The 24175-nt window shown below is 74.1% G+C and carries 22 protein-coding genes; 15 read left to right on the top strand and 7 right to left on the bottom strand.

Features of this window, described 5'->3' with window-relative positions; genetic code table 11:
• The first annotated feature begins 95 nt into the window (after positions 1-95).
• Positions 96-899, top strand: a complete 804-nt coding sequence (locus RI578_RS34100; protein ID WP_310874652.1) for a pectate lyase — start codon at positions 96-98, stop codon at positions 897-899.
• A 33-nt stretch (positions 900-932) separates the two neighbouring features.
• On the opposite strand, the gene RI578_RS34095 is transcribed toward RI578_RS34100, so the two are convergent.
• Positions 933-1685 carry a PaaX family transcriptional regulator C-terminal domain-containing protein gene (locus RI578_RS34095; RefSeq protein WP_310875931.1) on the bottom strand — a complete coding sequence of 251 codons (753 nt, stop codon included), beginning with the start codon at positions 1683-1685 and terminating at the stop codon, positions 933-935.
• Positions 1686-1787: 102 nt separating this feature from the next.
• Here RI578_RS34095 and RI578_RS34090 point away from each other — a divergent pair, with 102 nt between their 5' ends.
• The 5 genes from RI578_RS34090 (at position 1788) to RI578_RS34070 (ending at position 7512) form a co-directional block, all read left to right on the top strand.
• A complete protein-coding gene (locus RI578_RS34090; RefSeq protein ID WP_310874651.1) occupies positions 1788-3470 on the top strand; it encodes a DNA alkylation response protein in 1683 nt (560 codons plus the stop codon).
• An 82-nt stretch (positions 3471-3552) separates the two neighbouring features.
• A complete protein-coding gene (locus RI578_RS34085; RefSeq protein WP_310874650.1) occupies positions 3553-4707 on the top strand; it encodes an exo-alpha-sialidase in 1155 nt (384 codons plus the stop codon).
• 70 nt (positions 4708-4777) lie between these two features.
• The gene (locus RI578_RS34080; protein WP_310874649.1) at positions 4778-5455 is read left to right on the top strand and encodes a uracil-DNA glycosylase; all 678 of its coding nucleotides are present in this window, start codon (positions 4778-4780) and stop codon (positions 5453-5455) included.
• Positions 5452-6453: a BadF/BadG/BcrA/BcrD ATPase family protein gene (locus RI578_RS34075; protein ID WP_310874648.1), complete on the top strand. Its 1002-nt coding sequence runs from the start codon at positions 5452-5454 to the stop codon at positions 6451-6453. The genes RI578_RS34080 and RI578_RS34075 overlap by 4 nt, the downstream gene beginning before the upstream one ends.
• A gap of 135 nt (positions 6454-6588) precedes the next feature.
• Positions 6589-7512 (top strand): hypothetical protein, encoded by a 924-nt coding sequence (locus RI578_RS34070; protein WP_310874647.1) that lies wholly within the window; start codon positions 6589-6591, stop codon positions 7510-7512.
• Positions 7513-7713: 201 nt separating this feature from the next.
• Here the strand turns inward: RI578_RS34070 and RI578_RS34065 are convergent, their stop codons facing one another.
• Positions 7714-8748: a lactonase family protein gene (locus RI578_RS34065; protein WP_310874646.1), complete on the bottom strand. Its 1035-nt coding sequence runs from the start codon at positions 8746-8748 to the stop codon at positions 7714-7716.
• Between the two features lie 137 nt (positions 8749-8885).
• Positions 8886-10376 carry an FUSC family protein gene (locus RI578_RS34060; protein ID WP_310874645.1) on the bottom strand — a complete coding sequence of 497 codons (1491 nt, stop codon included), beginning with the start codon at positions 10374-10376 and terminating at the stop codon, positions 8886-8888.
• Positions 10377-10637: 261 nt separating this feature from the next.
• Between RI578_RS34060 and RI578_RS34055 the strand changes: the two genes are divergently transcribed.
• The 4 genes from RI578_RS34055 (at position 10638) to RI578_RS34040 (ending at position 15670) form a co-directional block, all read left to right on the top strand.
• Positions 10638-11114, top strand: coding sequence for an Lrp/AsnC family transcriptional regulator (locus tag RI578_RS34055; RefSeq protein ID WP_055420586.1), 477 nt, complete (start codon positions 10638-10640; stop codon positions 11112-11114).
• A gap of 28 nt (positions 11115-11142) precedes the next feature.
• Positions 11143-11868, top strand: coding sequence for an HAD family phosphatase (locus RI578_RS34050; RefSeq protein WP_310874644.1), 726 nt, complete (start codon positions 11143-11145; stop codon positions 11866-11868).
• 83 nt (positions 11869-11951) lie between these two features.
• Complete coding sequence (locus RI578_RS34045; RefSeq protein ID WP_310874643.1) at positions 11952-14789, top strand: beta-L-arabinofuranosidase domain-containing protein; 2838 nt, start codon at positions 11952-11954, stop codon at positions 14787-14789.
• A 140-nt stretch (positions 14790-14929) separates the two neighbouring features.
• The gene (locus tag RI578_RS34040) at positions 14930-15670 is read left to right on the top strand and encodes a DUF4142 domain-containing protein (protein ID WP_121750441.1); all 741 of its coding nucleotides are present in this window, start codon (positions 14930-14932) and stop codon (positions 15668-15670) included.
• Between the two features lie 32 nt (positions 15671-15702).
• Here RI578_RS34040 and RI578_RS34035 read toward each other — a convergent pair whose 3' ends face one another.
• Positions 15703-16521 carry a LysR family substrate-binding domain-containing protein gene (locus RI578_RS34035; RefSeq protein WP_310874642.1) on the bottom strand — a complete coding sequence of 273 codons (819 nt, stop codon included), beginning with the start codon at positions 16519-16521 and terminating at the stop codon, positions 15703-15705.
• 83 nt (positions 16522-16604) lie between these two features.
• Between RI578_RS34035 and RI578_RS34030 the strand changes: the two genes are divergently transcribed.
• Positions 16605-17012, top strand: a complete 408-nt coding sequence (locus RI578_RS34030; RefSeq protein ID WP_310874641.1) for a DUF5997 family protein — start codon at positions 16605-16607, stop codon at positions 17010-17012.
• 66 nt (positions 17013-17078) lie between these two features.
• Here the strand turns inward: RI578_RS34030 and RI578_RS34025 are convergent, their stop codons facing one another.
• From RI578_RS34025 to RI578_RS34015, 3 genes are all read right to left on the bottom strand, one after another.
• On the bottom strand, positions 17079-17618 hold the full coding sequence (locus RI578_RS34025) for a DUF1360 domain-containing protein (RefSeq protein ID WP_310874640.1): 540 nt from the start codon (positions 17616-17618) through the stop codon (positions 17079-17081).
• An 86-nt stretch (positions 17619-17704) separates the two neighbouring features.
• Positions 17705-18091, bottom strand: coding sequence for a DUF2267 domain-containing protein (locus RI578_RS34020; protein WP_310874639.1), 387 nt, complete (start codon positions 18089-18091; stop codon positions 17705-17707).
• A gap of 92 nt (positions 18092-18183) precedes the next feature.
• Positions 18184-19290: an MGDG synthase family glycosyltransferase gene (locus RI578_RS34015; RefSeq protein WP_310875930.1), complete on the bottom strand. Its 1107-nt coding sequence runs from the start codon at positions 19288-19290 to the stop codon at positions 18184-18186.
• Positions 19291-19543: 253 nt separating this feature from the next.
• Between RI578_RS34015 and RI578_RS34010 the strand changes: the two genes are divergently transcribed.
• The 4 genes from RI578_RS34010 (at position 19544) to RI578_RS33995 (ending at position 24150) form a co-directional block, all read left to right on the top strand.
• A complete protein-coding gene (locus RI578_RS34010; protein WP_310874638.1) occupies positions 19544-20398 on the top strand; it encodes an SDR family NAD(P)-dependent oxidoreductase in 855 nt (284 codons plus the stop codon).
• A 27-nt stretch (positions 20399-20425) separates the two neighbouring features.
• Positions 20426-21352, top strand: a complete 927-nt coding sequence (locus tag RI578_RS34005; RefSeq protein ID WP_310874637.1) for a DMT family transporter — start codon at positions 20426-20428, stop codon at positions 21350-21352.
• A 59-nt stretch (positions 21353-21411) separates the two neighbouring features.
• Positions 21412-22236 (top strand): polysaccharide deacetylase family protein, encoded by an 825-nt coding sequence (locus RI578_RS34000; RefSeq protein WP_310874636.1) that lies wholly within the window; start codon positions 21412-21414, stop codon positions 22234-22236.
• Positions 22237-22374: 138 nt separating this feature from the next.
• Complete coding sequence (locus RI578_RS33995) at positions 22375-24150, top strand: glycoside hydrolase family 15 protein (RefSeq protein WP_310874635.1); 1776 nt, start codon at positions 22375-22377, stop codon at positions 24148-24150.
• The last annotated feature ends 25 nt before the right edge of the window (positions 24151-24175 follow it).

Below are 24175 nucleotides of genomic sequence, written 5' to 3'. Positions count from 1 at the left end.
GTGCGCCCTCCGTGTTCGCGACGGCTTCAGCCTGACGCACATCGTTCACGTACATGTTCCGTTCCACCCCCACCCCTTACGGAAGGGACCAGAACATGACTGCTGCGACACGGCCCCGCGCGCGGCGACGCGCCGCGACCGGCGCGCTGGCCGCATTCGGCCTCTCGGTTGGCATGCTCATGACCTCCGGAGCCTCTCCGGCGCAGGCCGCCACCTGGCCGACCCCGAACGGCAGCGAGGGAGTCTCGTCGACCATCCCGGTCTCCGGCACCAAGGACTACGGGATGAAGCGCCTCTACGGCACCGGCGACCTCGGTTCCGGCGGCCAGGACGAGGACCAGGGCCCGATCCTGGAACTGGCCCCCGGCGCCGTCCTCAAGAACGTGATCATCGGCGCCCCCGCCGCGGACGGCATCCACTGCAAGGGCAGTTGCACCCTGCAGAACGTCTGGTGGGAGGACGTCGGCGAGGACGCGGCCACCTTCCGGGGCTCCTCGTCGTCGAACGTCTACACCGTCTCGGGCGGCGGCGCCAAAGAAGCCAGCGACAAGGTGTTCCAGTTCAACGGCGCCGGATCGCTGAACGTGTCGAACTTCGCGGTCAAGAACTTCGGCACCTTCATCCGCTCCTGCGGCAACTGTTCGACGCAGTACAAGCGGACGATCAACCTCAACACCATCGAGGTGAGCTGGAAGGGCAGCCGGATCGCCGGCATCAACACCAACTACGGCGACAGCGCGACCCTGCGCAACATCACGATCGTCGGGGACAGCGACAAGAAGATCGTCCCGTGCCAGAAGTACATCGGCAACGACGACGGCGACGAGCCGGACTCGAACGGTTCGGGCCCCGACGGCACGCACTGCAAGTACTCGTCGTCCGACATCACCTACAGGTGACGCGGCGAACGAGGGTGGTTTGATCCCGCCGCTTCAGGTCCGGGTGTTCCGCACCCGGACCTGTCCGGCCTGCTCCCGCTGGTAGTCCGTGTAGGCGTCGCGCAGGGCCGTGCCCGGCCAGTGCGCCGGGAGGAGCTCCGGGGGCAGGACCGGGTCGGCCAGCAGGTGGCGCACGACGGCCGCGAAGGCGGTGAGCCGGTCGGCCGGCCGCCGGGCCCGGTCGACCTCGGCGAGCAGCGCCCGGGCCGTGGCGGACCAGGCGTCCAGCGGCCACAGACCCGCGGCCAGTTCGGAGGCCGGACGGCCGGGGCGCGAGACCCAGCGCTCGGCCACCGGGTCGAGTCCGGCGGGCAGTGGGCGGCGCAGGTTGGCGGGGCGCAGCCAGACTCCCTCGCGGAGTTCGGCGAGGCGCAGGCCGGTCAGCCGGGCGCGCAGGTCGGCGCGTTCGGCGGGAGCGCGTCCCGTCGCGGTGATCAGGACCATCTCCCAGTCGCCCTCCCACGCGCGCGTGTGCGGGCGGACGGCCTCGTCCTGGCGCCGTTGGCGCTCCAGCAGCCGCTCGCTGAGGCGGTAGCCGGTGTCCGTGCGCCGCAGGTCACCGGCGGCGACCATCCGGCTCAGCGCCGCGCGCACGGTGGACCCGCCGACGTCGAAGCCCTCGACGAGCCGCACCAGCTCCCGCACCGGCAGTTCGGGGCGATGGGTGCCGAGCAGCAGACTCAGGACGACCGACCGCGCGGACAGCGGGCGCAGCGTGAGCTCGCCGGGGGGCACGGAGTCGTTCATCCGCGCGGGCACGCGTCGTCCATCCACATGAGCACGTACTGTACGTGCGCCTTGCGTGTTGCACTATTGCTGCGGCCGTAGAAGTAGTGCAACATCCCTGTCATGACGACACTCGCGCAGGAGCCGTACGACGAGTCCGCGGGCCATCACGAGGGGTACGCCACGCACGACGTCACCAATCAGCCCCCTCCCCTGGCCCCTTACGACGCTTCCGACGACACGGCCCTGCTGGAGGGGTTGCGGCGGGAGGACGCCGGGTGGGCCGAGGAGGACGTGCGGCGGCTCGGCAGGCGGGCGGGGAGCGCGCAGGCGCAGGAGTGGGGCGACCTGGCCAACCGCCACGAGCCGGTGCTGCGCACGCACGACCGGTACGGCAACCGGGTCGACGAGGTCGAGTACCACCCGAGCTGGCACCACCTGATGCGCGTGGCGGTCGGCGAGGGGCTGGCGGGCGCGCCCTGGGCCGACGACCGGCCGGGCGCCCATGTCGCGCGGACCGCCGGCGGGCTGGTGTGGGGGCACACCGAAGCCGGCCACGGGTGCCCGACCTCGATGACCTACGCGGCCGTCCCCGCGCTGCGTGCGCAGCCCGAGCTGGCGAAGGTCTACGAGCCGCTGCTCGCCGGCCGGGAGTACGAGCCGGGGCTGCGCACGCCCACGGAGAAGCGGGGCCTGCTGGCCGGCATGGGGATGACCGAGAAGCAGGGCGGCTCCGACGTCCGTACGAACACCACGGCGGCCACCCCGACCGCCGAGCCCGGCGTCTACACGCTGCGCGGCCACAAGTGGTTCACGTCGGCGCCGATGTGCGACGTGTTCCTGGTGCTGGCGCAGGCTCCGGGAGGCCTGTCCTGCTTCCTGGTGCCGCGCGTACTGCCCGACGGCAGCCGCAACACCTTCCGCGTCCAGCGCCTGAAGGACAAGCTCGGCAACCGGTCCAACGCCTCCTCCGAGCCCGAGTTCGACGGCACGGTCGCCTGGCTGGTCGGGCCCGAGGGACAGGGCGTCAAGACGATCATCGAGATGGTCAACTGCACGCGGCTGGACTGTGTGATGGGCTCGGCGACGCTGATGCGCAAGACGCTCGTCGAGGCCGGGCACCACGTACGGCACCGCAGCGCGTTCGGCGCCCGGCTGGTCGACCAGCCGCTGATGCGCAACGTCCTGGCCGACCTGGCGCTGGAGTCGGAGGCCGCGACGACGCTCACCCTGCGGCTGGCGGGTGCGGCGGACCGGGCGGTGCGCGGGGACGCCGGGGAGGCCGCGTTCCGGCGGATCGCCACCGCCGTCGGCAAGTACTGGGTGACCAAGCGGGGCCCGGCGTTCACCGCGGAGGCCCTGGAGTGCCTGGGCGGCAACGGCTACGTGGAGGAGTCGGGCATGCCCCGGCACTACCGCGAGGCGCCGCTGCTGTCGATCTGGGAGGGCTCGGGGAACGTCAACGCCCTCGACGTGCTGCGGGCGCTCGGCCGCTCCCCCGCCGCCGGGCACGCCCTCTTCGACGAACTCGCCCTCGCGCGCGGGGCGGACGCCCGGCTGGACGCCGCCGTGGCCCGGCTGGAGTCGGGGCTGACGGAGGCGTCCGAGACGGGCGCCCGTCGCCTGGTGGAGCTGATGGCCCTCACCCTCCAGGCCTCCCTCCTGGTCCGGCACGCCCCGCCCGCCGTCGCGGACGCGTTCTGCGCGAGTCGGCTCGGCGGCGACTGGGGGCACGCCTTCGGCACGCTGCCGGCCGGGGCCGACCTGGGCGGCATCCTGGCGCGGGCGCTGCCCGGCGAGGGCTGACCGGCCGGCGCGGGGGGCCTCTCGCCGGACCCGACGCCACCGCTCTGACCTGCGGCGACAGCCTTTCCAGAGGTGACTGTCAGTGCCGGGGTGCAGACTGGCCCGTGTCCGAGACAAAGGCGTCGAAGACGACGCCGCGGAGGTGATCGGCATGACCGAGGTACTGCTCGCCGTGGGCACCCGCAAAGGCCTGTTCATCGGGCGCCGGCGGGGTGGCAACTGGGAGTTCGACGAGAGTCCCTACTTCAACGCACAGGCCGTCTACTCGGTCGCCCTCGACACCCGCGGCGACACCCCGCGGCTGCTGGCCGGCGGCGACAGCGCGCACTGGGGTCCGTCGGTGTTCCACTCCGACGACCTGGGCCGGACCTGGACGGAACCGGCGCAGCCGGCCGTCAAGTTCCCCAAGGAGACCGGCGCTTCGCTGGAGCGGGTGTGGCAGCTGCACCCGGCCGCCGCGGAACCGGACGTGGTCTACGCGGGCACGGAACCGGCCGCGCTGTACCGCTCGGAGGACCGCGGCGAGAGCTTCGAGCTGGTCCGGCCCCTGTGGGAGCACCCCACGCGGTCCCAGTGGGTGCCGGGTGGCGGCGGCGAGGGGCTGCACACCGTGCTCACCGACCAGCGGGACCCGAAGTCGGTGACGGTGGCCGTCTCGACCGCCGGCGTGTTCCGCACCGCGGACGGCGGCGCGAGCTGGGCGCCGTCCAACTCCGGTGTCTCCGCGGTCTTCCTGCCGGACCCGAACCCGGAGTTCGGCCAGTGCGTGCACAAGGTCGCGCGGGACGCGGCGGCCCCGGACCGGCTGTATCTGCAGAACCACTGGGGCGTGTACCGCAGCGACGACGCCGGCGCGCACTGGACGGACATCGGCGAGGGGCTGCCCTCCACGTTCGGTTTCGCCGTGGCGGCCCACCCGCACCGCGGCGACACGGCGTACGTCTTCCCGATCAACGCCGACGCGGACCGGGTACCGGCCGACCACCGCTGCCGGGTCTTCCGGACGGCGGACGCGGGCAGGAGCTGGGAACCGCTCACGGCCGGCCTGCCCCAGGAGGACCACTACGGCACGGTGCTGCGCGACGCGCTGTGCACCGACGACGAGGAACAGGCGGGCGTGTACTTCGGCAACCGCAACGGCGAGGTGTTCGCGTCGGCAGACGACGGCGACAGCTGGCGGCAGTTGGCCTCGCACCTGCCGGACGTGCTCTGCGTGCGGGCCGCGGTCGTCGGATGAACCCGACCGGGGGGACGGGCCTTGGCCACCGGTTGATCGGCGTCACCCGTACGGCAGTAGGGTGACGCCCGTGGCACCACGACCCTTGCATGAAATCGTCGAAGCGGGCTGGGCGCAGGCCCTGGAACCCGTCGCCGGGCGGATCACCTCGATGGGTGAGTTCCTGCGCGCGGAGATCGCCGCCGGACGCACCTATCTCCCGTCCGGACCGAATGTCCTACGGGCCTTCCAGCAGCCCTTCGACGACGTCCGGGTCCTGATCGTCGGACAGGACCCGTATCCGACCCCGGGGCACGCGGTGGGGCTGTCGTTCTCGGTCGCGCCCGAGGTGCGTCCGCTGCCCGGCAGCCTCGTCAACATCTTCCGGGAGCTGGACACCGACCTCGGTCTGCCGCAGCCCTCCAACGGGGACCTGACCCCGTGGACCAGGCAGGGGGTGCTGCTGCTCAACAGGGCGCTCACCACGGCCCCGCGCAAGCCGGCCGCCCACCGCGGCAAGGGCTGGGAGGAGGTCACCGAGCAGGCGATCCGTGCCCTGGCGGCGCGCGGCAAGCCGATGGTGTCCATCCTGTGGGGCCGCGACGCCCGCAACCTGAGACCGCTGCTCGGCGACCTGCCGTCCGTGGAGTCCGCGCACCCGTCCCCGATGTCCGCCGACCGGGGTTTCTTCGGCTCCCGTCCGTTCAGCCGGGCCAACGACCAGCTGGTCCGACTCGGAGGTCAGCCGGTCGACTGGCGCCTGCCGTGAGCGGCGGCTTCCTGGCCGTGGACTCCGGCGGCTCGGGTCTGCGTGTCGTCGTGGGTACGGCCGGGGAGGGCGCGGGGGGTGACGGAGGCGGTCCGGGCGGGCTCGGGCGGCGTACGTCGCGGGAGCCCGTCCGCACCGGTGCGCGCGGCATCGACCCCGGGCATCTGATGGCGCAACTCGTCCCCATGGCCAGGGCGCTGACCGCCGAGACCGGTGTGACCGGGCTCGGCACCGTGGTCGTCGGGGCCGCCGGCCTGGCCACCCTGGGCGACGCCCTGCGCGCCGAACTGCCGGGCGCGCTGGCCCGGGAGCTGGGTGCGCGGACGGTCGCGCTGGTCGCCGACGCCGTCACCGCGTACGTCGGTGCCATCGGCCCCCGGGCGGGAGCGGTGGTCGCCGCCGGCACCGGCCTGATCGCCACCGGCACGGACCTGACCCGCTGGCGCCGGGCGGACGGCTGGGGCCATCTGCTGGGCGACTGCGGGGGCGGCGCCTGGATCGGGCGGGCAGGGCTGGAGGCCGCGCTGCGCGCCCACGACGGGCGCGAGGGTGGCTCCGCGCTGCTGCTGGCCCGGGCCGAGGAACGGTTCGGGCCGGTGGCGGGGCTGCCCGGTCAGCTGTACCCGCGTACGGACCGTCCCGCCGTCCTCGCCTCCTTCGCGCCCGACGTCGCCGCCTGCGCCGCCGGCGACCCCGTGGCCGCGGACATCCTCCGGGCCGCCGCCCGGCACCTGACCGACTCGGCCGCCGCGGTCTGCCCGTCCGGGGGCGAGCCCCGCGTCGCGGTCACCGGTGGCCTGCTGAAGATGGGCGACCCCCTCGTCGTACCGCTGGAGGAGGAGCTGGCGAAGCGGCTGCCGCATGCGCGGCGGACCGCCGCCGAGGGTGATCCGCTGCACGGTTCGGCGCGGATCGCGGCCGCCCTGGCGACCGGGTCACTCACCCTCCCGAGTGACGACAGGATGCTGTGGGTGACTACGGTGCCGGACGGCCGATAATCGGTGCGCCGGTGAGGTGAATCGTGCCGATGTCGGCCGATCCGTACATCACTCATCAGACAAAACCGGACGGATACCGCTCACCTGCACCCTCCCCGAACAGGGAAACCCAGGAAACCAGTAACATGCGGCGCCATGAGCTCCCCCACTGGGCCCGCGTCCGGCCTGCCAGTACGAATGCCGCGCCCCCGCCAGCCCGGACGGCACCGCCGTCCCGAACCCCTGGTGGCTCCCGAGGGCGCGCCGGCGCTCGTCCTCGCGGTGCCGGGGACGCCCAGCAGCGCCACCCGAGGCCTCGCCGACGAGGTCATCAGCATCGCCCGCTCCGAGCTGCCCGGCCTCGACGCCCGGATCGGCCACCTCGACGGGGACGACGAGGAGTTCCTCTCCCTGTCGACCGTCCTCGTGCGCGCCGCCGAGGAGCGCACCGCCCGCTATGAGCAGGCGCGCGCCGCCGGCATGGAGGTGAAGGAGCCCGACGGCCCCGTAGCCGTCGTCGTGCCGCTGCTCGCCGGCCCCGATAACGCGCTGCTGCGCCGGATCCGGCAGGCCGTCATGGACAGCCGGATCGCGGCCGAGCTGACCGACGTGCTCGGCCCGCACCCGCTGCTGGCCGAGGCGCTGCACGTGCGGCTCTCCGAGGCCGGTCTGGCCCGCGCCGACCGTGCCCGCCTGTTCACCGTGGCCACCGCCGCGGACGGCATCATCCTGGCCTCCGTGGGCGGTGACGAGGCCGTCCAGGCGGCCGGGATCACCGGGATGCTGCTCGCCGCGCGCCTCGCCGTGCCGGTGATGGCGGCGGCCCTGGACGAGGAGGGCTCGATCGCCTCCGTGGCCGAGCAGCTGCGTTCCTCGGGTTCGCAGCAGCTGGCGCTCGCGCCGTACCTGATCGGCCCGGAGATCGAGGCGTCCCTGCTGGAGGGGGCGGCCACGGAGGTGGGCTGCTCCACCGCCGAGCCGCTCGGCCCCTACCCCGCGATCGGCAAGCTGGCGCTGGCCAAGTACACGACGGCGCTGGGCATCTCGCCGCAGCAGCCGCAGGGCACGCCGGTCCGCTGACGCGCGCGGGCGCGGGCGCGCGGCGGCCGCGCGAGCACGTACGACTGAAAGGGCCCGCTCCGGTGGAGGAGCGGGCCCTTCGTCATGTCTTACTCGCCCTGCGCTCGTCTGCGCGCCCGTCCGGTGCTTCGTCCGGTCTTCCTCCGGTCTTCGTCTGCACTCGTCCTGCGCGGCGCACGTGCGCGGGTCGCCGCCGCCGGGTCAGCCGAAGACGACGCAGGACGCCGCCGGTACCGCGAGCGAGCCGGTGCGCCGTGGCACGCCGGTCTCCGCGTCGAGGGCGAACCAGGTCACGTCTCCGGAGCGCTCGTTGGCCGCGTACAGGAAGCCGTCCGACTCGGCGATCTCCCGCGGCCAGTGCCCGCCGCAGGGGACGGTGCCGAACAGCCGGAGCCCGTCCGGCTCCACGACGAACACGGACAGGACGTCCTCGCCGCGGGTCGCGGTCCACACGAAGCGGCCGTCGGGCGAGACCACGATGCCGGACGGGAAGGCGTCGCCGGACGGTGCCCCGGCCAGCACCGGCACCTCGGTGAGGGGCCGAAGCACGCCGTCGGCGGCGTCCCAGCGGCAGACGGTGACGGTGGGCGCCAGTTCGTTGACCACGTAGGCGCGGGTGCCGTCCGGATGGAAGGCCAGGTGGCGCGGGCCGGAGCCGGGGCGCAGCGCGATCTCCCGGTGCACGGCGAGGGCGCCGTCCGTCAGGGTGCAGACCCGCACCGAGTCGGTGCCGAGGTCCACGCTGACGGCCCACCGCCCGCTCGGGTCGGGCCGCACCTGGTGGGCGTGCGGTCCCTGCTGGCGCTGGGCGTGCGGGCCCGAGCCGGTGTGCTGGAGGACGCCGGACGCGGCCCGGGCGAGGGCGCCGTCGGGGCGGACCGGCACGGCGGTGACGCTGCCGGAGCCGTAGTTGGCGGTCAGGACGTGCCCGTCGTACAGGCTGAGGTGGGTGGGTCCGTCACCTCCCACCGGTACCGGCCGCCCGGCGGGCTCGGGCTTGTCCCCGGCCACGCGGTAGGCGGCCACCGCGCCCTCGGCCGTCTCGCTGACGGCGTAGAGCGTGTCCCCGTCGGGTGCCAGGGCCAGGTAGGAGGGGTCGGGCACGCGGTCCGTGCCGCTCAGGACCGTGAGCGCGCCACTGTCGGGGGCGACGGCAGCCGTCAGGATGCCGGGGCCGCCGGCCGCCGTGAACGACCCGATGTATGCCCGCCGCTGCCGCCTGCCCACGTCCGCCACCGTTGCTCCCTCTCGTCCCGCGTCGTCCCGTGTCGTCCCGCGCCTCGGCGTGTGCCGACTGATCGTCTGCCCCGGGGCGACGGTAGCAGTCGATCGTCTGCGGTCTAGACCAAACGGGTGGCGCGGCGCCGGGCGGCTCAGGCGCCGACGAGCGGCGAGCCGGAGGGGGCCCGCAGGGGTGCGGCGAGTTCGGCCAGGGCGCGTTCCAGGCCGTGGAGATGGGCCAACGCGGGCTCGGTGGCGCGCGGGCCGTCCGCGTGGGTGGGAACGGCCCGCCCGCCGGTGAGCGCCTCGACCGCGGTCTCGACACGCCAGCAGGCGGCGGCCAGCCGGGCGTCGTGCGAGGCCTCGGGGTCGGCGGCGACGGCGACCAGGCCGCGGATCTCCCGGGCGCAGTCGTCGAGCAGGGCGAGTACGCGGCGGGCGCGCCGCTTGCGGCCGTACATCGGGTTCAGCGGGTGCACGAGCGGGGCGACCGACATCCGTACCCGGCCGAGCAGCTGCTCCAGTTCGGCCACGCGCGGCGCCGGGTCGGCGCCCTCGGTGCCGGCGAGCCGGGCGGCGGCCTCGGCGGTGCAGGCGTGCACGCAGCGCAGGGCGCGCTGGATCCAGGCGTCGGTGACGGCGTGCGTGGTGACGGGCAGGACGAGGAGCACCGCGAGGACGGCGCCGAGCGCGCCCACTCCGGTCTCGACGAGCCGCAGGGCGAGCAGGCCGGGGCTGAGGAAGTCCAGGAGGCCGTAGAGCAGCTCGGCGAGCAGGGTCACGCAGAGCATCATCCAGGTGTAGGAGACCGCGGCGGTGTAGAAGATGCCGAAGACGCAGGCGGCGACGAGCACGGCCGTGGGCACCGCGGATCCGGCCAGCGGGACGGCGATCAGGAAGCCGAGGCCGATGCCGACGACGGTGCCGAGGACCCGGCGGAAGCCGCGGACCAGGGTCTCGCCGCGCGAGGTGGTGTTGACGAACACCCACCAGGTGGCGCCGACGGCCCAGTACCAGCGCTCGTCGGACACCAGTTGACCCACGACCAGGGCGAAGCCGGCACCCACGGTGGCCTGGACGGCCTGGCGGGTGGTGATCCGGGCGAGTCCGGTGCCGGCCGGCGGTGCGGGGACCGCGGGCGGGGGCAGGCGGCGCTCGTAGCACCACAGGCCGAAGCGCACCGCCGCGGCGGCGGCCACGGACAGCAGGACGGCGGCGAACATCTCGGGCAGCCGGTCCGTGGTCGCGTGCAGGAACTGGGCGATGAAGAAGGTCATGAAGGCGAACACGCCGAGGCTGTGCCCGCGCGGGCCCCAGCGCCGGGCGTACACGCCCGCGCCGACGACGGCGAGGAAGGTGAGGTCCCTGGCCACCGGGAGGTCGTGCAGGGCGGCCGCGGCGGTCAGCACGGGCAGTCCGACGACCGGCAGCAGCACGGTGGTGACCGCCTGCCCGCGCACGGTGGCGTCGGTGACGGTGAACAGCGCGAGCAGTGCGGCGAGCCCGCCGATGACGGCGCCCACCAGAGAGGTACCGGCCAGGCCGCAGACGACGACGGCCAGCCCGATGCCGAGGACGGCCCGCGCGGCGAACCGCAGCCGGGACCGTCCCGGGTCCGGGCTCACGAACACCCTCTTCAGCACTGATTACCGCCCCCTCGCACACTGGCGCACACTGGCCCGAAGTCACCGGCAGGTCGCCGACGTGCCACGGGTCATGTCACTGGTCATGTCACTGGCATGAAAAAGGCGCCGCGGGATCCCGCAGCGCCATCGACCCTCCTATAGGAGCATCTCTGCCACCAGTGGCTCAACAGGCTGGTTCCGGAGTGGTCCATTGGTACAGTGATCACGGCATTTCCACGGCCACCAAAGAGCCAATGGCCGACGAGGGGACCCGGGCGCATGGCCGTCGACGAACTCGACACCCGCATCCTGCGGCTGCTGCTGGAGCAGCCGCGCACCAGCGTGCGCGAGTACGCCCGTCTTCTCGGCGTCGCCCGCGGCACGCTCCAGGCGCGGCTCGACCGCCTGGAGCGGGACGGCGTGATCACCGGCACGGCACCGTCCCTCTCCCCCGCCGCACTGGGCCACCCGGTGCTCGCCTTCGTGCACATCGAGGTGACCCAGGGCCACCTGGACGAGGTGGGCGAGGCGCTGGCGGCCGTCCCGGAGATCGTCGAGGCCTTCTCCATCACGGGCGGCGGGGACCTGCTGACCCGGGTCGTGGCCCGTGACAACGCGCACTTGGAAGACGTGGTCCAGAAGCTGATCAGCCTGCCGGGGGTGGTCCGCACCCGCAGCGAGGTGGCGCTGCGCGAGCGCGTCCCGCACCGGCTGCTGCCCCTGGTGGAGTCGATCGGGCGCACGGCGCGAAAGTGATCGCCGGGGCCTTGGCATCCTGGACCCCATGAGCACTCTCGGCGGCATCTCGGTCATCTTCGATCTCGACGGCACGCTCGTGGACAGCGAGCCGAACTACTACGAGGCGGGCCGGCAGACCCTCGCCGAGCACGGCGTACCGGACTTCACCTGGACGGACCACGAGGGGTACGTGGGCATCAGCACCCAGGAGACGGTCGCCGACTGGAAGCGGCGGTACGGGCTGCGCGCCCCGGTGGAGGAACTGCTCGCCGTCAAGAACCGCCACTATCTGGAGCTGGCCCGCACCTCCGCCCGCGCGTACCCGGAGATGCGGAAGTTCGTCGAACTGCTGGCGGGCGAGGGCGTGCCGCTGGCGGTGGCGTCGGGTTCCTCACCGGAGGCCATCGAGGCGATCCTGACCCGCACCGGCCTGGACGCGCACCTGCGCACGGTCGTCTCGGCCGACGAGGTCGCGCGGGGCAAGCCCGCACCCGACGTCTTCCTGGAGGCGGCGCGCCGGCTCGGTGCGGACCCGGCCGACTGCGTGGTGCTGGAGGACGCCGCCCCCGGGGCCGCCGCGGCGCACGCGGCCGGGATGCGCTGCATCGCGATCCCGTACGTCGCGGCACAGGCCGACGCCCCGGAGTTCGCCACCGCCGGGCTGCTGCTGCGCGGCGGGCAGGGCGAGTTCACCGCGCGGGCGGCGTACACCTGGCTCGTGCGCACGGTGCGGCCCGCCCAGCCGGACGCCCGTGACCATACTCGCCGGTAACGTTGACGCTCCCCTACCCGCTGCCTATCTTCTGGACGATCTTCCGAACGCCGTTCGATATATCGAATAGAATCGAGGAGCACATGGCAGCGCCCCTCTCCCGGCGGACCCTTCTGCTGGCCACGGCGATCGCCGCGGGCACGCCCGCGCTCCCGTACGCGGCGAGCGCGGCGAGCGGTCGGCCCGGCGCCGCGCCCCAGGCACCGGCCGCGCTCGCGGGCCCCACCGCACCGGCGGCCTGGTCCGTACGACCGTTCGGGCTGGAAGAGGTGACGCTCGGCCGGGGCGTCTTCGCCGACAAGCGGCGGCTGATGCTGGACCACGCCCGCGGCTACGACGTGAACCGGCTGCTCCAGGTCTTCCGCGCCAACGCCGGCCTGTCCACCCTCGGCGCCGTCGCTCCCGGCGGCTGGGAGGGCCTGGACGGCGAGGCCAACGGCAACCTGCGCGGTCACTACACCGGCCACTTCCTGACCATGCTGTCCCAGGCGTACCGCGGCACCGGGGAACGGATCTTCGCCGAGCGGATCGGCACCATGGTCGGCGCGCTGACCGAGGTGCGCGAGGACCTGCGCCACGACCCCGCCGTGCTGAGCACGCAGGGCCGCTTCGGCACCGCCGCCGAGAACGTGCGCGGCTCCCACCAGTACGTCGACCTGCCCGCCGGTGTCCTCGGCGACACCCCGGCGATCACGCTGGCCGCCTGGGTCAAACCCACCCACGACGGCGCCTGGGCCCGCGTCCTCGACTTCGGCGACGACACACACCGCTACCTCTACCTCGCCGCCCGCAACGCCGACGGCGTACCGCGCTTCGCCCTCACCGTCAGCGGTGCCGCGGGCGAGCAGGGCCTCGACGGCACGGCCGCGCTGCCCCTGGACGAGTGGAGTCACCTGGCCGTGACCCTCGCGGACGGCACCGGCACCCTCTACATCGACGGCACCGCCGTGGCCCGGAACACGGCCATGACCCTGACCCCGGCGGCCCTCGGCCCGCTCGCCCACCACTGGCTGGGCCGCTCGCACTACCCCGCGGACCCCGTCTTCGCGGGCGCCTTCGACGAGTTCGACATCTGGTCCCGCGCCCTGAGCGCCGCCGAGATCGGCGCGTTGCGGGAGCGCCGCGCGGTCGAGACACCGGCGGGCCGGGGCGACCTGGCGTCGTACGCCTTCGAGGAGACCGCCGGCGGTACGTTCGCCGACGCCTCCGGCCGGGGGCTGACGGCCACACTGCGCCGCACCTGGGGCGCGCCCAGCCACCAGGGGTTCCTGGCGGCCTACCCGGAGACGCAGTTCATCGACCTGGAGTCGATGACCGGCAGCGACTACACCAAGGTCTGGGCGCCGTACTACACGGCGCACAAGATCCTCCGCGGGCTGCTGGACGCCCACCTCGCCACCGGCGACGAACGGGCACTGGACCTCGCGTCCGGCATGTGCGACTGGATGTACTCCCGGCTGTCGAAGCTGCCCGCGGCCACGCTGCAGCGGATGTGGGGCATCTTCTCCAGCGGGGAGTTCGGCGGCATCGTCGAGGCGATCTGCGATCTGCACGCCGTCACCGGCGAGGCGGAGCACCTCGCGCTGGCCCGCCTGTTCGACCTCGACCGGCTGATCGACGCCTGCGCCGCGAACACCGACCTCCTCGACGGCCTGCACGCCAACCAGCACATACCGATCTTCACCGGACTGGTGCGGCTGTACGACGAGACGGGCGAGGAGCGCTACCTCACCGCGGCGAGGAACTTCTGGGGCATGGTCGTGCCGCACCGCATGTACGCCATCGGCGGCACCAGCACCGGCGAGTTCTGGAAGGGCCGGGACGTGATCGCGGGCACGATCGGGGCCACCACGGCCGAGAGCTGCTGCGCGTACAACATGCTCAAGCTGAGCCGGACGCTGTTCTTCCACGACCAGGATCCGGCGTACATGGACTACTACGAGCGGGCCCTGTACAACCAGGTCCTCGGCTCCAAGCAGGACCGGCCGGACGCGGAGAAGCCGCTCGTCACCTACTTCGTCGGGCTGACGCCCGGCCATGTGCGCGACTACACCCCCAAGCAGGGCACGACCTGCTGCGAGGGCACCGGGATGGAGAGCGCCACCAAGTACCAGGACTCGGTGTACTTCGCCGCGGCCGACGGCAGCGCCCTGTACGTCAACCTCTACACCCGCTCCACCCTGACCTGGGCCGAGCGGGGGGTCACCGTCGCCCAGACCACGGACTACCCCCGGGAGCAGGGCAGCACGCTCGTCATCGGCGGCGGCGGTGCGTCGTTCGCGCTACGGCTGCGGGTGCCGTCGTGGGCCACGGCGGGTTTCCGCGTCACCGTCAACGGGCGCGCCGTGCCGGGGACTCCGACGCCGGGGAGCTACTTCACCGTGTCCCGGACCTGGCGCCGGGGCGACACCGTGCGTATCCGGGTGCCCTTCCGGCTGCGGGTGGAGAAGGCCCTCGACGACCCGTCACTGCAGGCCCTGTTCTACGGTCCGGTCAACCTGGTCGGCCGCGACCCGAACACCGATCACCTGGAGTGCGGCCTGTACGGCAACGCGGGTCTCTCCGGCGACCTGCTGCCCACGCTGACCCCCGTGTCCGGCGAACCGCTCCACTACACGCTGGACGGAACCGAGTGGGCGCCGTTCGCCGAGGGGACGGAGGATCCGACGCACGCCTACTTCCGGCGCTCGGAACCCCGGGTGGTCCTCGGCGGCACCGACTCCGGCGTCGCCAACCCGGCGAAGGACGACGGCACCTCGCTGCTGGACGAGATCTGGGCAAAGGCTCCGTTCCGCGACAAGGGCGCGCTGGTGACGCACGTGCGGTCCACGGTGGACGCGTGGGTGGAGGCAGGGCTGCTCGGGGGCGACGAGGGCGAGCGGGTGGTACGGACCGCGCGGAGGGCGTCGTACGCGGACTAGTCGTGCGCGGGCTGTCGGCCTGAAGGGACCGACGGACTGAAGGGTCCGACGGGGGCAAGTTTTTACCCGCGGAAGTGATCGGTCGGGCGTCCGCATCCGTACCACCTGGTGTCCGAGCCTGTCTTGCCCCAGGAGGCACGATGCGCATCACGCGCACCACGGCAGGGACCGCCTTCGTGGCCGGTGCCCTGGTCCTCACCCTCACCGCCCTCGCCTACCCGACCATGCTCGGGGTGCGGAACACGGCCAGTACCCAGGACCGTGTCATCACCAACACGGTGTACGGGCCGCTCACCGAGGCCGACCGGGACTTCGTGGTGAAGGTCCGGGCCGCCGGGCTGTGGGAGCACCCCCTGGGGCTGATGGCGATGGAGCGGGGCTCGACACCGGAGATGGTGGAGGCCGGCGAGCACCTGGTCGTCGGGCATGCCCGGCTCGACGCGACCTGCCGCAAGATCGCGCCCGAGCTGGGCATCACCCTGCCCAACCTGGCCTCACCGCAGCAGCAGCAGTTCGTTTCGACCGTGGACGGGACCACGGGCAAGCAGTTCGACACCACCGCGGTCAACATCATGCGCATCACGCACGGCCAGATCTTCCCGGCCATCGCCAAGATCCGCGCCAACACCAAGAACAGCCTGGTGAGGCAGCTGGCCGATCAGGCCAACGACACCGTGCTGGACCACATCACCGTGCTGGAGAAGACCGGCCTGGTCAACTTCGACCAGGTGAACTTCCAGCAGTCGGCCCCACCGAGCCTGCCCAAGGTGCAGCTCACGCCGCCGGCGCCACAGCCGGGCGAGCCGGTGCTGTCCCTCACCGCGCCGCCGGGGCTGGAGGTCAACACCTCGGCGCCGACGCCCAGTCCGACGGTCCGCTGACGGTTCGCCGACGCCCGGGGGCGCCGGCCGCGTCAACCGCGGCGGGGTTTGCCGCGCCTGCCGCTCTTGGTACCGGCGCTCTTGGCCCCGCCGCCCCTGCCGCCGCCCCTGCCACCGCCCTTGCCGCCGGTCCTGGTGCTGCCGCCGGCGTCGCGCCGGGCGCCGCCGGTCTGCTTTCCGGCCGGCGGTTTGCGCCGCGCGGGGGCCGTTTCGGTGCTCCCGCCCTTCGCCGGGGCCGGCTGTCGGCCGCGGGTGCTGTTGACCGTCCGGCCCCGGACGATTCCGATGAAGGCCTCCACCCGGTCCGTGTGCGCGTCCTCGGGCCAGGACAGCGCCACGCTCGACTCGGGGGCGTCCGTGACCGTCCGGTAGGTGAGGTCCTTGCGGTGGTGCAGGCGGGCCAGCGACAGGGGCATCAGCAGCACACCGATCCCGGCCGCCACCAGCTCGACGGCGTCCGCCGTGGTGGCCGGACGCTCCAGGGCGGGCCGGCCCGGCAGCCGCTCCCAGCCGAGGACGTCGTCCATGGGGTGCAGCACGATCTCGTCGGCCAGGTCCTCCACGGCCACCTCGTCGGCCGCGGTGACGAGGTGGTCCTTGGGGATCACCACCACCGTCGTCTCGGTGTAGAGGGGGATCGCGCTGAGGACGGCCCGGTCGACGGGCAGCCGCACCAGCCCGGCGTCGGCGTCGCCGCCCAGCAGCACGCCGCCCGCCTCGGCGGGGGCGACCTGGGTCAGGGACAGCGGGACGTCGGGCAGCCGCTCGTTCCAGATGCGCACCCACTTGTCGGGCGTCACCCCCGGGACGTACGCGAGCCGGAACGAGGGGGGTTCTTCCGAGCCTGTCACCCGGCCAGGTTACCGGGCGTGGTCGGGTCCGAGGCCACCCGGCGTGGTCGGCGGTCGCGCAGACGCTCGATACCCTTGACACCATGACGTCGCACCAGAACACCCAGACCATGAAGCCCGCGACCGCGGCGAAGAAGCTGGGTGTGTACCTCGAGGCCACACCCACCGAGTTCCAAGAGGGCGTCGTCACGCGCGCCGAGCTCAACGCGCTCCAGACCGACCCGCCGGAGTGGCTGCGGGATCTGCGGCGCGACGGTCCGCACCCGCGGCCGGTGGTCGCGGCCAAGCTGGGTGTCTCCATCGCGGGTCTGCACCGGGGCGGGGTCGCGGAGCCGCTCACCACGGAGCAGATCGAGGCGCTGAAGCAGGAGCGCCCTCAGTGGCTGGAGCGGGAGCAGACCGTCCAGGCCGACGTCCGCAAGGAGGCGGCCCGCGTGAAGCAGCTGCACGCCGAGCGGGCGGAGCGGGCCGAACAGGCGGAGCGCGACTGACCGTCCCGGCGGGCGCGGTCGCGTGTCCGCGCTCCCCACTGCCTGTCCACCTCTGTCATCCCTCGGTCATTCCTCGGCCTTCTGTTCCGTCACGCTCCACGCGTACTGCAGCCAGTCCGACACGGCGACGGCGCTCAGGCCCGCGCACAGCAGCCGGGCGGCCCGCGGTGCGACGGCGTAGGTGCCGACGAGCCCGCCGGCCACCCAGGCGGAGGTGCAGAACGGGCAGGACACCAGGTCGCCGACGGCGCGGCGCAGCCCCGTCCCGCGCGGCGCGTCCATCACCTCGTTGGCGTTGCTCTCGCGCTCGCGGTGGGTGAACGGTGCCCGCAGGAAGCTGGTGACCTTGTCCTTGGTCAGCAGCCGGGACGCCTTGAACGTCGCCGCGCCCAGCAGCGCCACGTCCCAGGCCGGGACGGTCTCGGGCAGTCGCAGCCCACGGCGCCACGCGGTCACGGCGAACACTCCGGCGCCCGCCGCGAAGGTCGTCGCGAGCGCCGCGTATCCCCCGAGGGGTGTGTTGTCCTCGGCGTCGTAACGGACGTCGGGGCGTCCGTCGCGTTGTTCGTCGGGGTGTCCGTCGTGTCGCTGCTCGCCGTCCGTCATGCATGCCTCCTGTACGGGTACCGCCTCTTCGGCCGGGACCGGGTGCCCGCTTCCGGCCGTCTGCAACGCGTGCGCGCGGGCCGCTCTCAGTACGGCGCCGGCCCGCCGAAGAGGTCGGCGCAGTCCGCGGGCAGGTGGGCCAGGAGACGGTCGACGCGTTCGCCGGGTACCGCTTCGGTGAGGGTGGAGAGCACCGCGCCCGCGTCCCATTCCGCGGTGCGCGGCCGGGCGCCGGTCTGCTGCGCCACCCGCCGCAGGAACTCCTCCCGGCCGAAGGACTCGGGGCGCCCGCGCTCCAGGCGCAGCGCGTCGTCCAAGGGCGCGGGCAGGTCGGCGGCCAGGCCCGCGGCCTCCTCCGGGTCGACACAGGACGCGATCACCCACAGGACGGCCGTACTGACCTGCTCGGCCTCCTCCTCGCTGTGGTACTCGCCGCGGTCGCGGACCAGGGTCAGGAATTCGTCGAGCCGCACGGCGTCGCCTCCTTCGGCCGGTTCACGATTCGGGCCGGGTGACCACCGGCCGGGCCGGGGAAACGGGCGCGGACTCACCGGCGTGCGCGGTCTCACCGGCGTGCGCGCCCGGCGTCGGCGAGGGCGCACGCCCGGGCCACCGCGTCGTCCGTGAACAACGCGCGTCCGGCGGCGATCCGCTCCCGCCGGGCCGGCCCCGGGGCGGTGAGCCGCCGCAGCGCGTCGAGCAGCCCGGTCCCGTCCTCGGCGACGTCCGACACGCCCAGCGCGGCCATCCGCCGGACACCGTCCGCGCCGTGTCCCGGTATCGGGCGGTATCCCACGACCGGCAGTCCGGCGGCCAGCGCCTGTACGGCGGTCTGGCCGGCGGCGTTGTCGACCAGGGCGCGGGCGGCGCGCAGCAGGCCGGGCATGTCCGTCACCCAGCCCAGCGCGACCACACCCGGTGTGCCGGACAGGTCACGGCGCAGCCGTTCGTTGTCCCCGCAGAGCACGACCGGCAGGAAGCCGTGGTCCGTCAGGAGCCGGACGGTGACGTCCAGGTGGGAGCCCACTCCCCAGGCACCCGCGGACAGCACCACGGCGGGCCGCCCGGGACCGAGACGGTCGAACAGCCCCCGCCACCCGGCCGCTCCAGGGGCGTCGGGCGCGTCGGGCGCGTCGGGCGCGTCGGGCGCGTCGGCGAAGAACTCCGGTGCCACGACCGGACCGCACGTCCACGCGGGCGCGCCGGTGCTCGCCCGCACCTCGCGCGCCGCTTGCTCCGTGAGACACAGGTGGTGGTCGTTGCCGGGGTGGAGCCACTGCCGGTGAACGGCGAAGTCGATCACGAGGACGACGCTGGGCACCGGCAGCAGCCCCCGTGCGCGGAGATGGCCGGTCAGCTGGGCGCCGAGATGGAAGACGGGGACGACCACGTCCGCGCCCGAGCTCTCGGCCAGCTCGCGTAGCCGGCCCCCGGCGAGCCGGGCCAGGGGCGTGCCGCCGGGGCGGCGACCGGCGCCGGGGCGCAGGAACAGGCGGTACAGGGCGGCGTACGCCCACGGGAAGTGGCGTACCGAGCCGCGGTAGAAGTGCCGCAGCGCACTGCCCAGCCCGAGCGGCAGCAGCGCGAGAACGTCGACGACGAGGGCGTCGTCACCGCGCTCCCGCGCTCGGCGGACGAGTTCGGCGGCAACCGTGTCGTGCCCGGCGCCCATGCTCGCGCTGACCACCAGCAGACGTCTGCCGTCCCCGGGAGTGGACCTGGTCACGGGCCGGCGGGGCGTTGCTGAGCTGCGAGGATGCACGGCGCTCCAAGTTGCCCGTCCGGCATCCCCCAAACCACAACACAAGCGGGCGTTTCGGGCGTTCCGCCAGGGATACTCCGTGACCGCCCGTCCGGTCGAACGCCGGAGCCCGACCGTCCGGTCGGTCTCTCCCCGGTGTCCGCCCCGAGCCAAGGTGGTCTCCATGGTCCATGCGTTCTCCCGCCCCCGGTCCGCCCCCGGACCGCAGGTCGTCGCGCCCGACGCGGACCACGCCAGGACCCGGCGTGAGCCCGTCGGTGCCCGGAGCACGCGGACGCGCACGGCACTCGTGACGGGCGCGTCCTCGGGCATCGGCGCGGCCCTGGCCCGACGGCTGAGTGACGAGGGCGGCTGGCGGCTGGTGCTCAACGGACGCGATCCGTCCCGGCTGCGCGAGGTCGCCGAGGACACCGCGGCCACCGCCTTCGCCGCGGACCTCACCATGCCGGGCGCCGACCGGCAGCTCGCCGACTTCACGCTGGCCACCGTGGGTCCGGTGGACCTCCTGGTGGCAGGTGCCGGGATCGGCTGGGCCGGGGAGTTCCTGGACATGCCCCCGCACACCATCGACGAGGTGCTCGACATCAACGTGCTGGCCACACTGCGGCTGGTGCGACTGGTACTGCCGGGCATGGTGGCGGCCGGAGCGGGGCGGGTGGTCCTCGTCGGGTCTCTGGCGGGGAGCGTGGCGGTGCGCGACGAGGCCGTGTACTCGGCCGCCAAGGCCGCGGTCGGCGCCTTCGCGGACGCCCTGCGCTACGAGCTGCGGGGAACCGGCGTGGGGGTCACGCACGTGGTGCCCGGTGTCGTCGACACACCGTTCTTCGAGCGCCGGGGCACTCCCTACCTCCGGTCCAGGCCGCGTCCGGTGCCCGCCGAGCGCGTGGCCGACGCGGTACGGACGGCGGTGGTGCGGGGCCGGGACGAGGTCTACGTGCCCGGCTGGCTGCGGCTGCCGTGCCGGGTGCGGGGCGCGGCTCCAGGGCTGTACCGACGACTGGCCGCCCGGTTCGGATGAGATCGGGATGAGCGGGAGCGCGCGGCGGTGAGTGTCCTCACCGTCGTCCTGGCCCTGTGCGCGGCGCTGTCCAACGCGGCGGCGTCGGTACTGCAGCGCCGGGCCGCGGCGCAGGACGAGGAGCGGGCGGGCGCCGTCCACACGGTGGTGCGCTCGCTGCTGCGGCTGGTGCGCGACCCGTACTGGGTGGGCGGCGCGGCGCTGCTCGCCCTGACGACGGTGCTGCAGGGGGCGGCGCTGGCGGTGGGGAGCCTGGCCGTGGTCCAGCCGCTGATGGCCACCGAACTGCTGTTCACCCTGATGGTCGGGAGCGTGGTCTTCCACCGGCGTCCCGACCTGCGGACCTGGCTGGCCTTCGTGGCCCTGGCGGTGGGGCTCGCGCTGTTCCTGGGCGCCGCCGCGCCGTCGGCCGGCCATGACACCGCGACTCCCGGCCGGTGGGGCTGGGCCGGTCTGGCGCTGTTCGTCGTGGTGACGGCCCTCGCCTCGATCGCCGGCCTGGTCCGGGGCGCGCCCCGTGCCGCCCTGTTCGGGTCGGCGTCCGCGGTGGCGTTCGGCGGTACGGCGGGGCTGCTGAAGGAGGTCACCGGGCGGCTCCCCCAGGGGGTGGGCGCCGTCCTGACCCAGTGGCCGCCGTACGCCACGGCGGTGGTCGGGGTGATCAGCTTCCTGCTGTTGCAGAGCGCGTTGCGGGCGGGGACGCTCGCGGCGTCGCAACCGGCACTGACCCTCGGCGACGCGCTGACCAGCGTCGCCCTGGGCTGGGCACTGTTCGGCGAACAGATCGCCCTCGGGGTGAGGGTGCTGCCGGAGCTGATCGGCGTGGCGCTGATCGGGCTCGGCAGTGTCGGGCTGGCCCGCGCGCCGTCGGTCCACGGCGCGTGGGACACGGCGCCCGCGGCACGGGACGGGCCGGAGTCGGGCAGGCGGGAGCAGGAACAGCAGGGGCCATGACCGAGCCGCGCGGAACCGCGGAACGGGGCGGGAGACACGGGAGTACGGGAGACACACGGATGCGTGCAGGGTTCCATGCAGGACCGGCGGCGTCCGCCGTCGCGCCGGTCGTCGTCGCCGCCGCGCTGGCCCACATCGGTCCGGCCGCGACCTGGCTGCCGGAGCTGCGCCGACGCCGGTTCCCGGGCCTGGCCGGACAGGGCCGCCCCGACCACATCGCCCTCACCTTCGACGACGGCCCGGATCCGGCGTCCACACCGCACTTCCTCGACGTACTGGACGCGCTCGGCGTACGCGCCACGTTCTTCGTCCTGGGCGAGAACGTCGTACGCCACCCGGAGACGGCCCTGGAACTGGCCCGGCGGGGGCACGAACTCGCCGTCCACGGCTGGTCGCACGACCGCCCCTGGCTGCCGTCGCCGGCGCGGGACGCGCGCGGGCTGACGCGTGCCGTCCACGCGGTGGGCGAGGTCGCCGGACGCGTCCCACGCTGGTACCGCCCGCCCTACGGCATCCTCACCTCCGGGCGCTGGGCCGCCGCCCGCCGGGCCGGGACGCGGCCGGTGCTGTGGACGGCGTGGGGCAAGGACTGGCGGCAGGACGCCACGCCCGCCTCGGTACGGGCGACCGTCGCGGCGGACCTGCGTGGGGGCGGCACGATCCTGCTCCACGACACCGACCACGTCTCCGCCCCGGGCAGCTGGCGGGCCGCCCTCGGTGCCCTGCCCGACATCGTGCGCGACTGCCGCGAGGCGGGGTGGGCGGTGGGGCCGCTGGGCGAGCACGGGGTGATCGGGGCGGAGGAGCGGGGCGGTGGGAGGAGCGAGCGCGGGGTCGGGCACGAGCGCGGGGGTCGGGCTCGGGCGCGAGCGCGAGCGCGGTGAACGGGCGGGGCGGGGGCCGGGTGCGGTGCGGTGAGCGGGCCGGGGCAACGGGCCCGGTGAACGGGCGGTCGGCGTGCGTTCCGGTGACGTCGGGAGCGTCACCGTTTCGGTCACTGGCGCCGGGATAGCCGTAGCGTCATGAAGGACGGCGACGATCAGCGCACGGCGGCGCCGGACCCGTCGTGTCCTCCCTGGGCCCTGCGCGAGTACGCGGTGCTCGCCGACGGCGAGCGCGGGGCGGTCCTGGACCCCCGGGGCCGGATCGTCTGGCTGTGCGCCCCGCGGTGGCACGACGACGCGGTGTTCGCGGCGCTCATCGGCGGGGCCGGGCACTTCAACGTGGAGCCGGCCGACCCCTGGCACGTCTGGGGCGGCTCCTACGAGGAGGGCACGCTGATCCGGACCAGCCGGTGGGTGACCTCCGAGTGCGTGATCGAGTGCCGTGAGGCGCTCGCCCTGCCGGCCCGCACCGACCGGCTCGTCCTGTTGCGCCGGATGCGGGTGAAGCGGGGCGAGGCACGGCTGTGCCTGGATCTGGACCCGAGGCCCGGCTTCGGGAACGGCCGGCTGCGCGACCCCCGGCAGGAGCACGGAGTGTGGACCGCCGAGGCGGAAGGGCTGCGGATGCGGCTCGCCGGGGCGCCGGAGGCGGTCTGGCGGACCGGCGGTGGGCTGTGCGGCGAGTTCCGGCTGCGCGAGGGCGAGACCCACGACCTGGTGCTGGAGCTGGCCGCGGGGCGGGAGACCGGACCGCTCGACGCCGACGCGCTGTGGCGGTCCACGGAACGCGAGTGGCAGCGGGCCGTCCCGGACTGCTCGCGGCTGGTCGCGCCGCGCGACGCCCGGCACGCGTACGCCGTACTGCGCGGGCTGACCAGCGTCTCCGGCGGCATGGTCGCCGCCGCCACCACGTCCTTGCCGGAACGGGCCAACAGCGGACGCAACTACGACTACCGCTACGCGTGGCTCCGCGACCAGTGCTACGCCGGTCTCGCGGTCGCCGCGCACGGCCCGCACCCCTTGGTCGACGACGCCGTGCGCTTCGTCGCCGAGCGCATTCTCGAGGACGGTGACAAGGTCCGCCCCGCCTACACGGTCGACGGGCTGCCGGTCGGCGGGGAACGCTCGCTGCGGCTGCCCGGCTATCCCGGCGGCACCGACCACGTCGGCAACGACGCGGGCACCCAGTTTCAGCTGGACACCTTCGGCGAGGCGCTGCAGCTCTTCGCCGCGGCCGCCGCGCACGACCGGCTGACCGAGGACGCGGAACGTGCCGCCGCCGTCGCGGTGGACGTCGTGGAGCGGCAGTGGCTGAAGCCGGACGCCGGGCTGTGGGAGCTGGAGGACCGGTGGTGGACCCACTCGCGGCTGAGCGTGGTGTGCGGTCTGCGGCGGATGGCGGAGGTGCTGCCCGGGGCGGCGGGGCAACGTTGCACCGCGCTCGCCGACACCGTGCTGCGGGAGACCCGGCGCCGGTGCCTGGGCGCCCACGGCCGCTGGCGGCGGGCCGCCGACGACGACGGGCCCGAGGCCGCGCTGCTCGTGCCGATGGCCCGCGGCTGCGCGTTCGGGGACGACGACGGTGCGGCCACCCGCGCGTACATCGAGTCCCGGCTGGCCGAGGACGGGTACCTGTACCGCTTCGAACACCCCGGGGAGCCGCTCGGTGACGCCGAGGGGGCCTTCCTGCTCTGCGGCTTCACGATGGCGCTCGCCACGCACCGGGTCGGCGACCGGACCAACGCGTTCCGCTGGTTCGAGCGCACCCGGGCGGCCTGCGGACCGCCCGGGCTGTTCGCCGAGGAGTACGACGTACGCCAGCGGCAGCTGCGCGGCAATCTCCCGCAGGCCTTCGTGCACGCGATGATGCTGGAGTGCGCCGTCCGCCTGGCCGGCGAGTCGGCGCTGCCCTGACCCTCCGGGCGCCCGCCCCGGCCGA

This window comes from Streptomyces sp. BB1-1-1, assembly GCF_031597775.1.
Classification (GTDB): Bacteria; Actinomycetota; Actinomycetes; order Streptomycetales; family Streptomycetaceae; genus Streptomyces; species Streptomyces thinghirensis.
Note: the sequence above shows the minus strand (reverse complement) of the source record. Positions and strands in the feature narration are given on the sequence as shown.

Coding starts and splice junctions, on each gene's coding strand:
- RI578_RS34100 (WP_310874652.1), top strand. CDS start 96: ATGACTGCTGCGACACGGCCCCGCGCGCGGCGACGCGCCGCGACCGGC.
- RI578_RS34095 (WP_310875931.1), bottom strand. CDS start 1,685: ATGAACGACTCCGTGCCCCCCGGCGAGCTCACGCTGCGCCCGCTGTCC.
- RI578_RS34090 (WP_310874651.1), top strand. CDS start 1,788: ATGACGACACTCGCGCAGGAGCCGTACGACGAGTCCGCGGGCCATCAC.
- RI578_RS34070 (WP_310874647.1), top strand. CDS start 6,589: ATGAGCTCCCCCACTGGGCCCGCGTCCGGCCTGCCAGTACGAATGCCG.
- RI578_RS34055 (WP_055420586.1), top strand. CDS start 10,638: ATGGCCGTCGACGAACTCGACACCCGCATCCTGCGGCTGCTGCTGGAG.
- RI578_RS34050 (WP_310874644.1), top strand. CDS start 11,143: ATGAGCACTCTCGGCGGCATCTCGGTCATCTTCGATCTCGACGGCACG.
- RI578_RS34045 (WP_310874643.1), top strand. CDS start 11,952: ATGGCAGCGCCCCTCTCCCGGCGGACCCTTCTGCTGGCCACGGCGATC.
- RI578_RS34040 (WP_121750441.1), top strand. CDS start 14,930: ATGCGCATCACGCGCACCACGGCAGGGACCGCCTTCGTGGCCGGTGCC.
- RI578_RS34030 (WP_310874641.1), top strand. CDS start 16,605: ATGACGTCGCACCAGAACACCCAGACCATGAAGCCCGCGACCGCGGCG.
- RI578_RS34025 (WP_310874640.1), bottom strand. CDS start 17,618: ATGACGGACGGCGAGCAGCGACACGACGGACACCCCGACGAACAACGC.
- RI578_RS34015 (WP_310875930.1), bottom strand. CDS start 19,290: ATGGGCGCCGGGCACGACACGGTTGCCGCCGAACTCGTCCGCCGAGCG.
- RI578_RS34010 (WP_310874638.1), top strand. CDS start 19,544: ATGGTCCATGCGTTCTCCCGCCCCCGGTCCGCCCCCGGACCGCAGGTC.
- RI578_RS34000 (WP_310874636.1), top strand. CDS start 21,412: ATGCGTGCAGGGTTCCATGCAGGACCGGCGGCGTCCGCCGTCGCGCCG.
- RI578_RS33995 (WP_310874635.1), top strand. CDS start 22,375: ATGAAGGACGGCGACGATCAGCGCACGGCGGCGCCGGACCCGTCGTGT.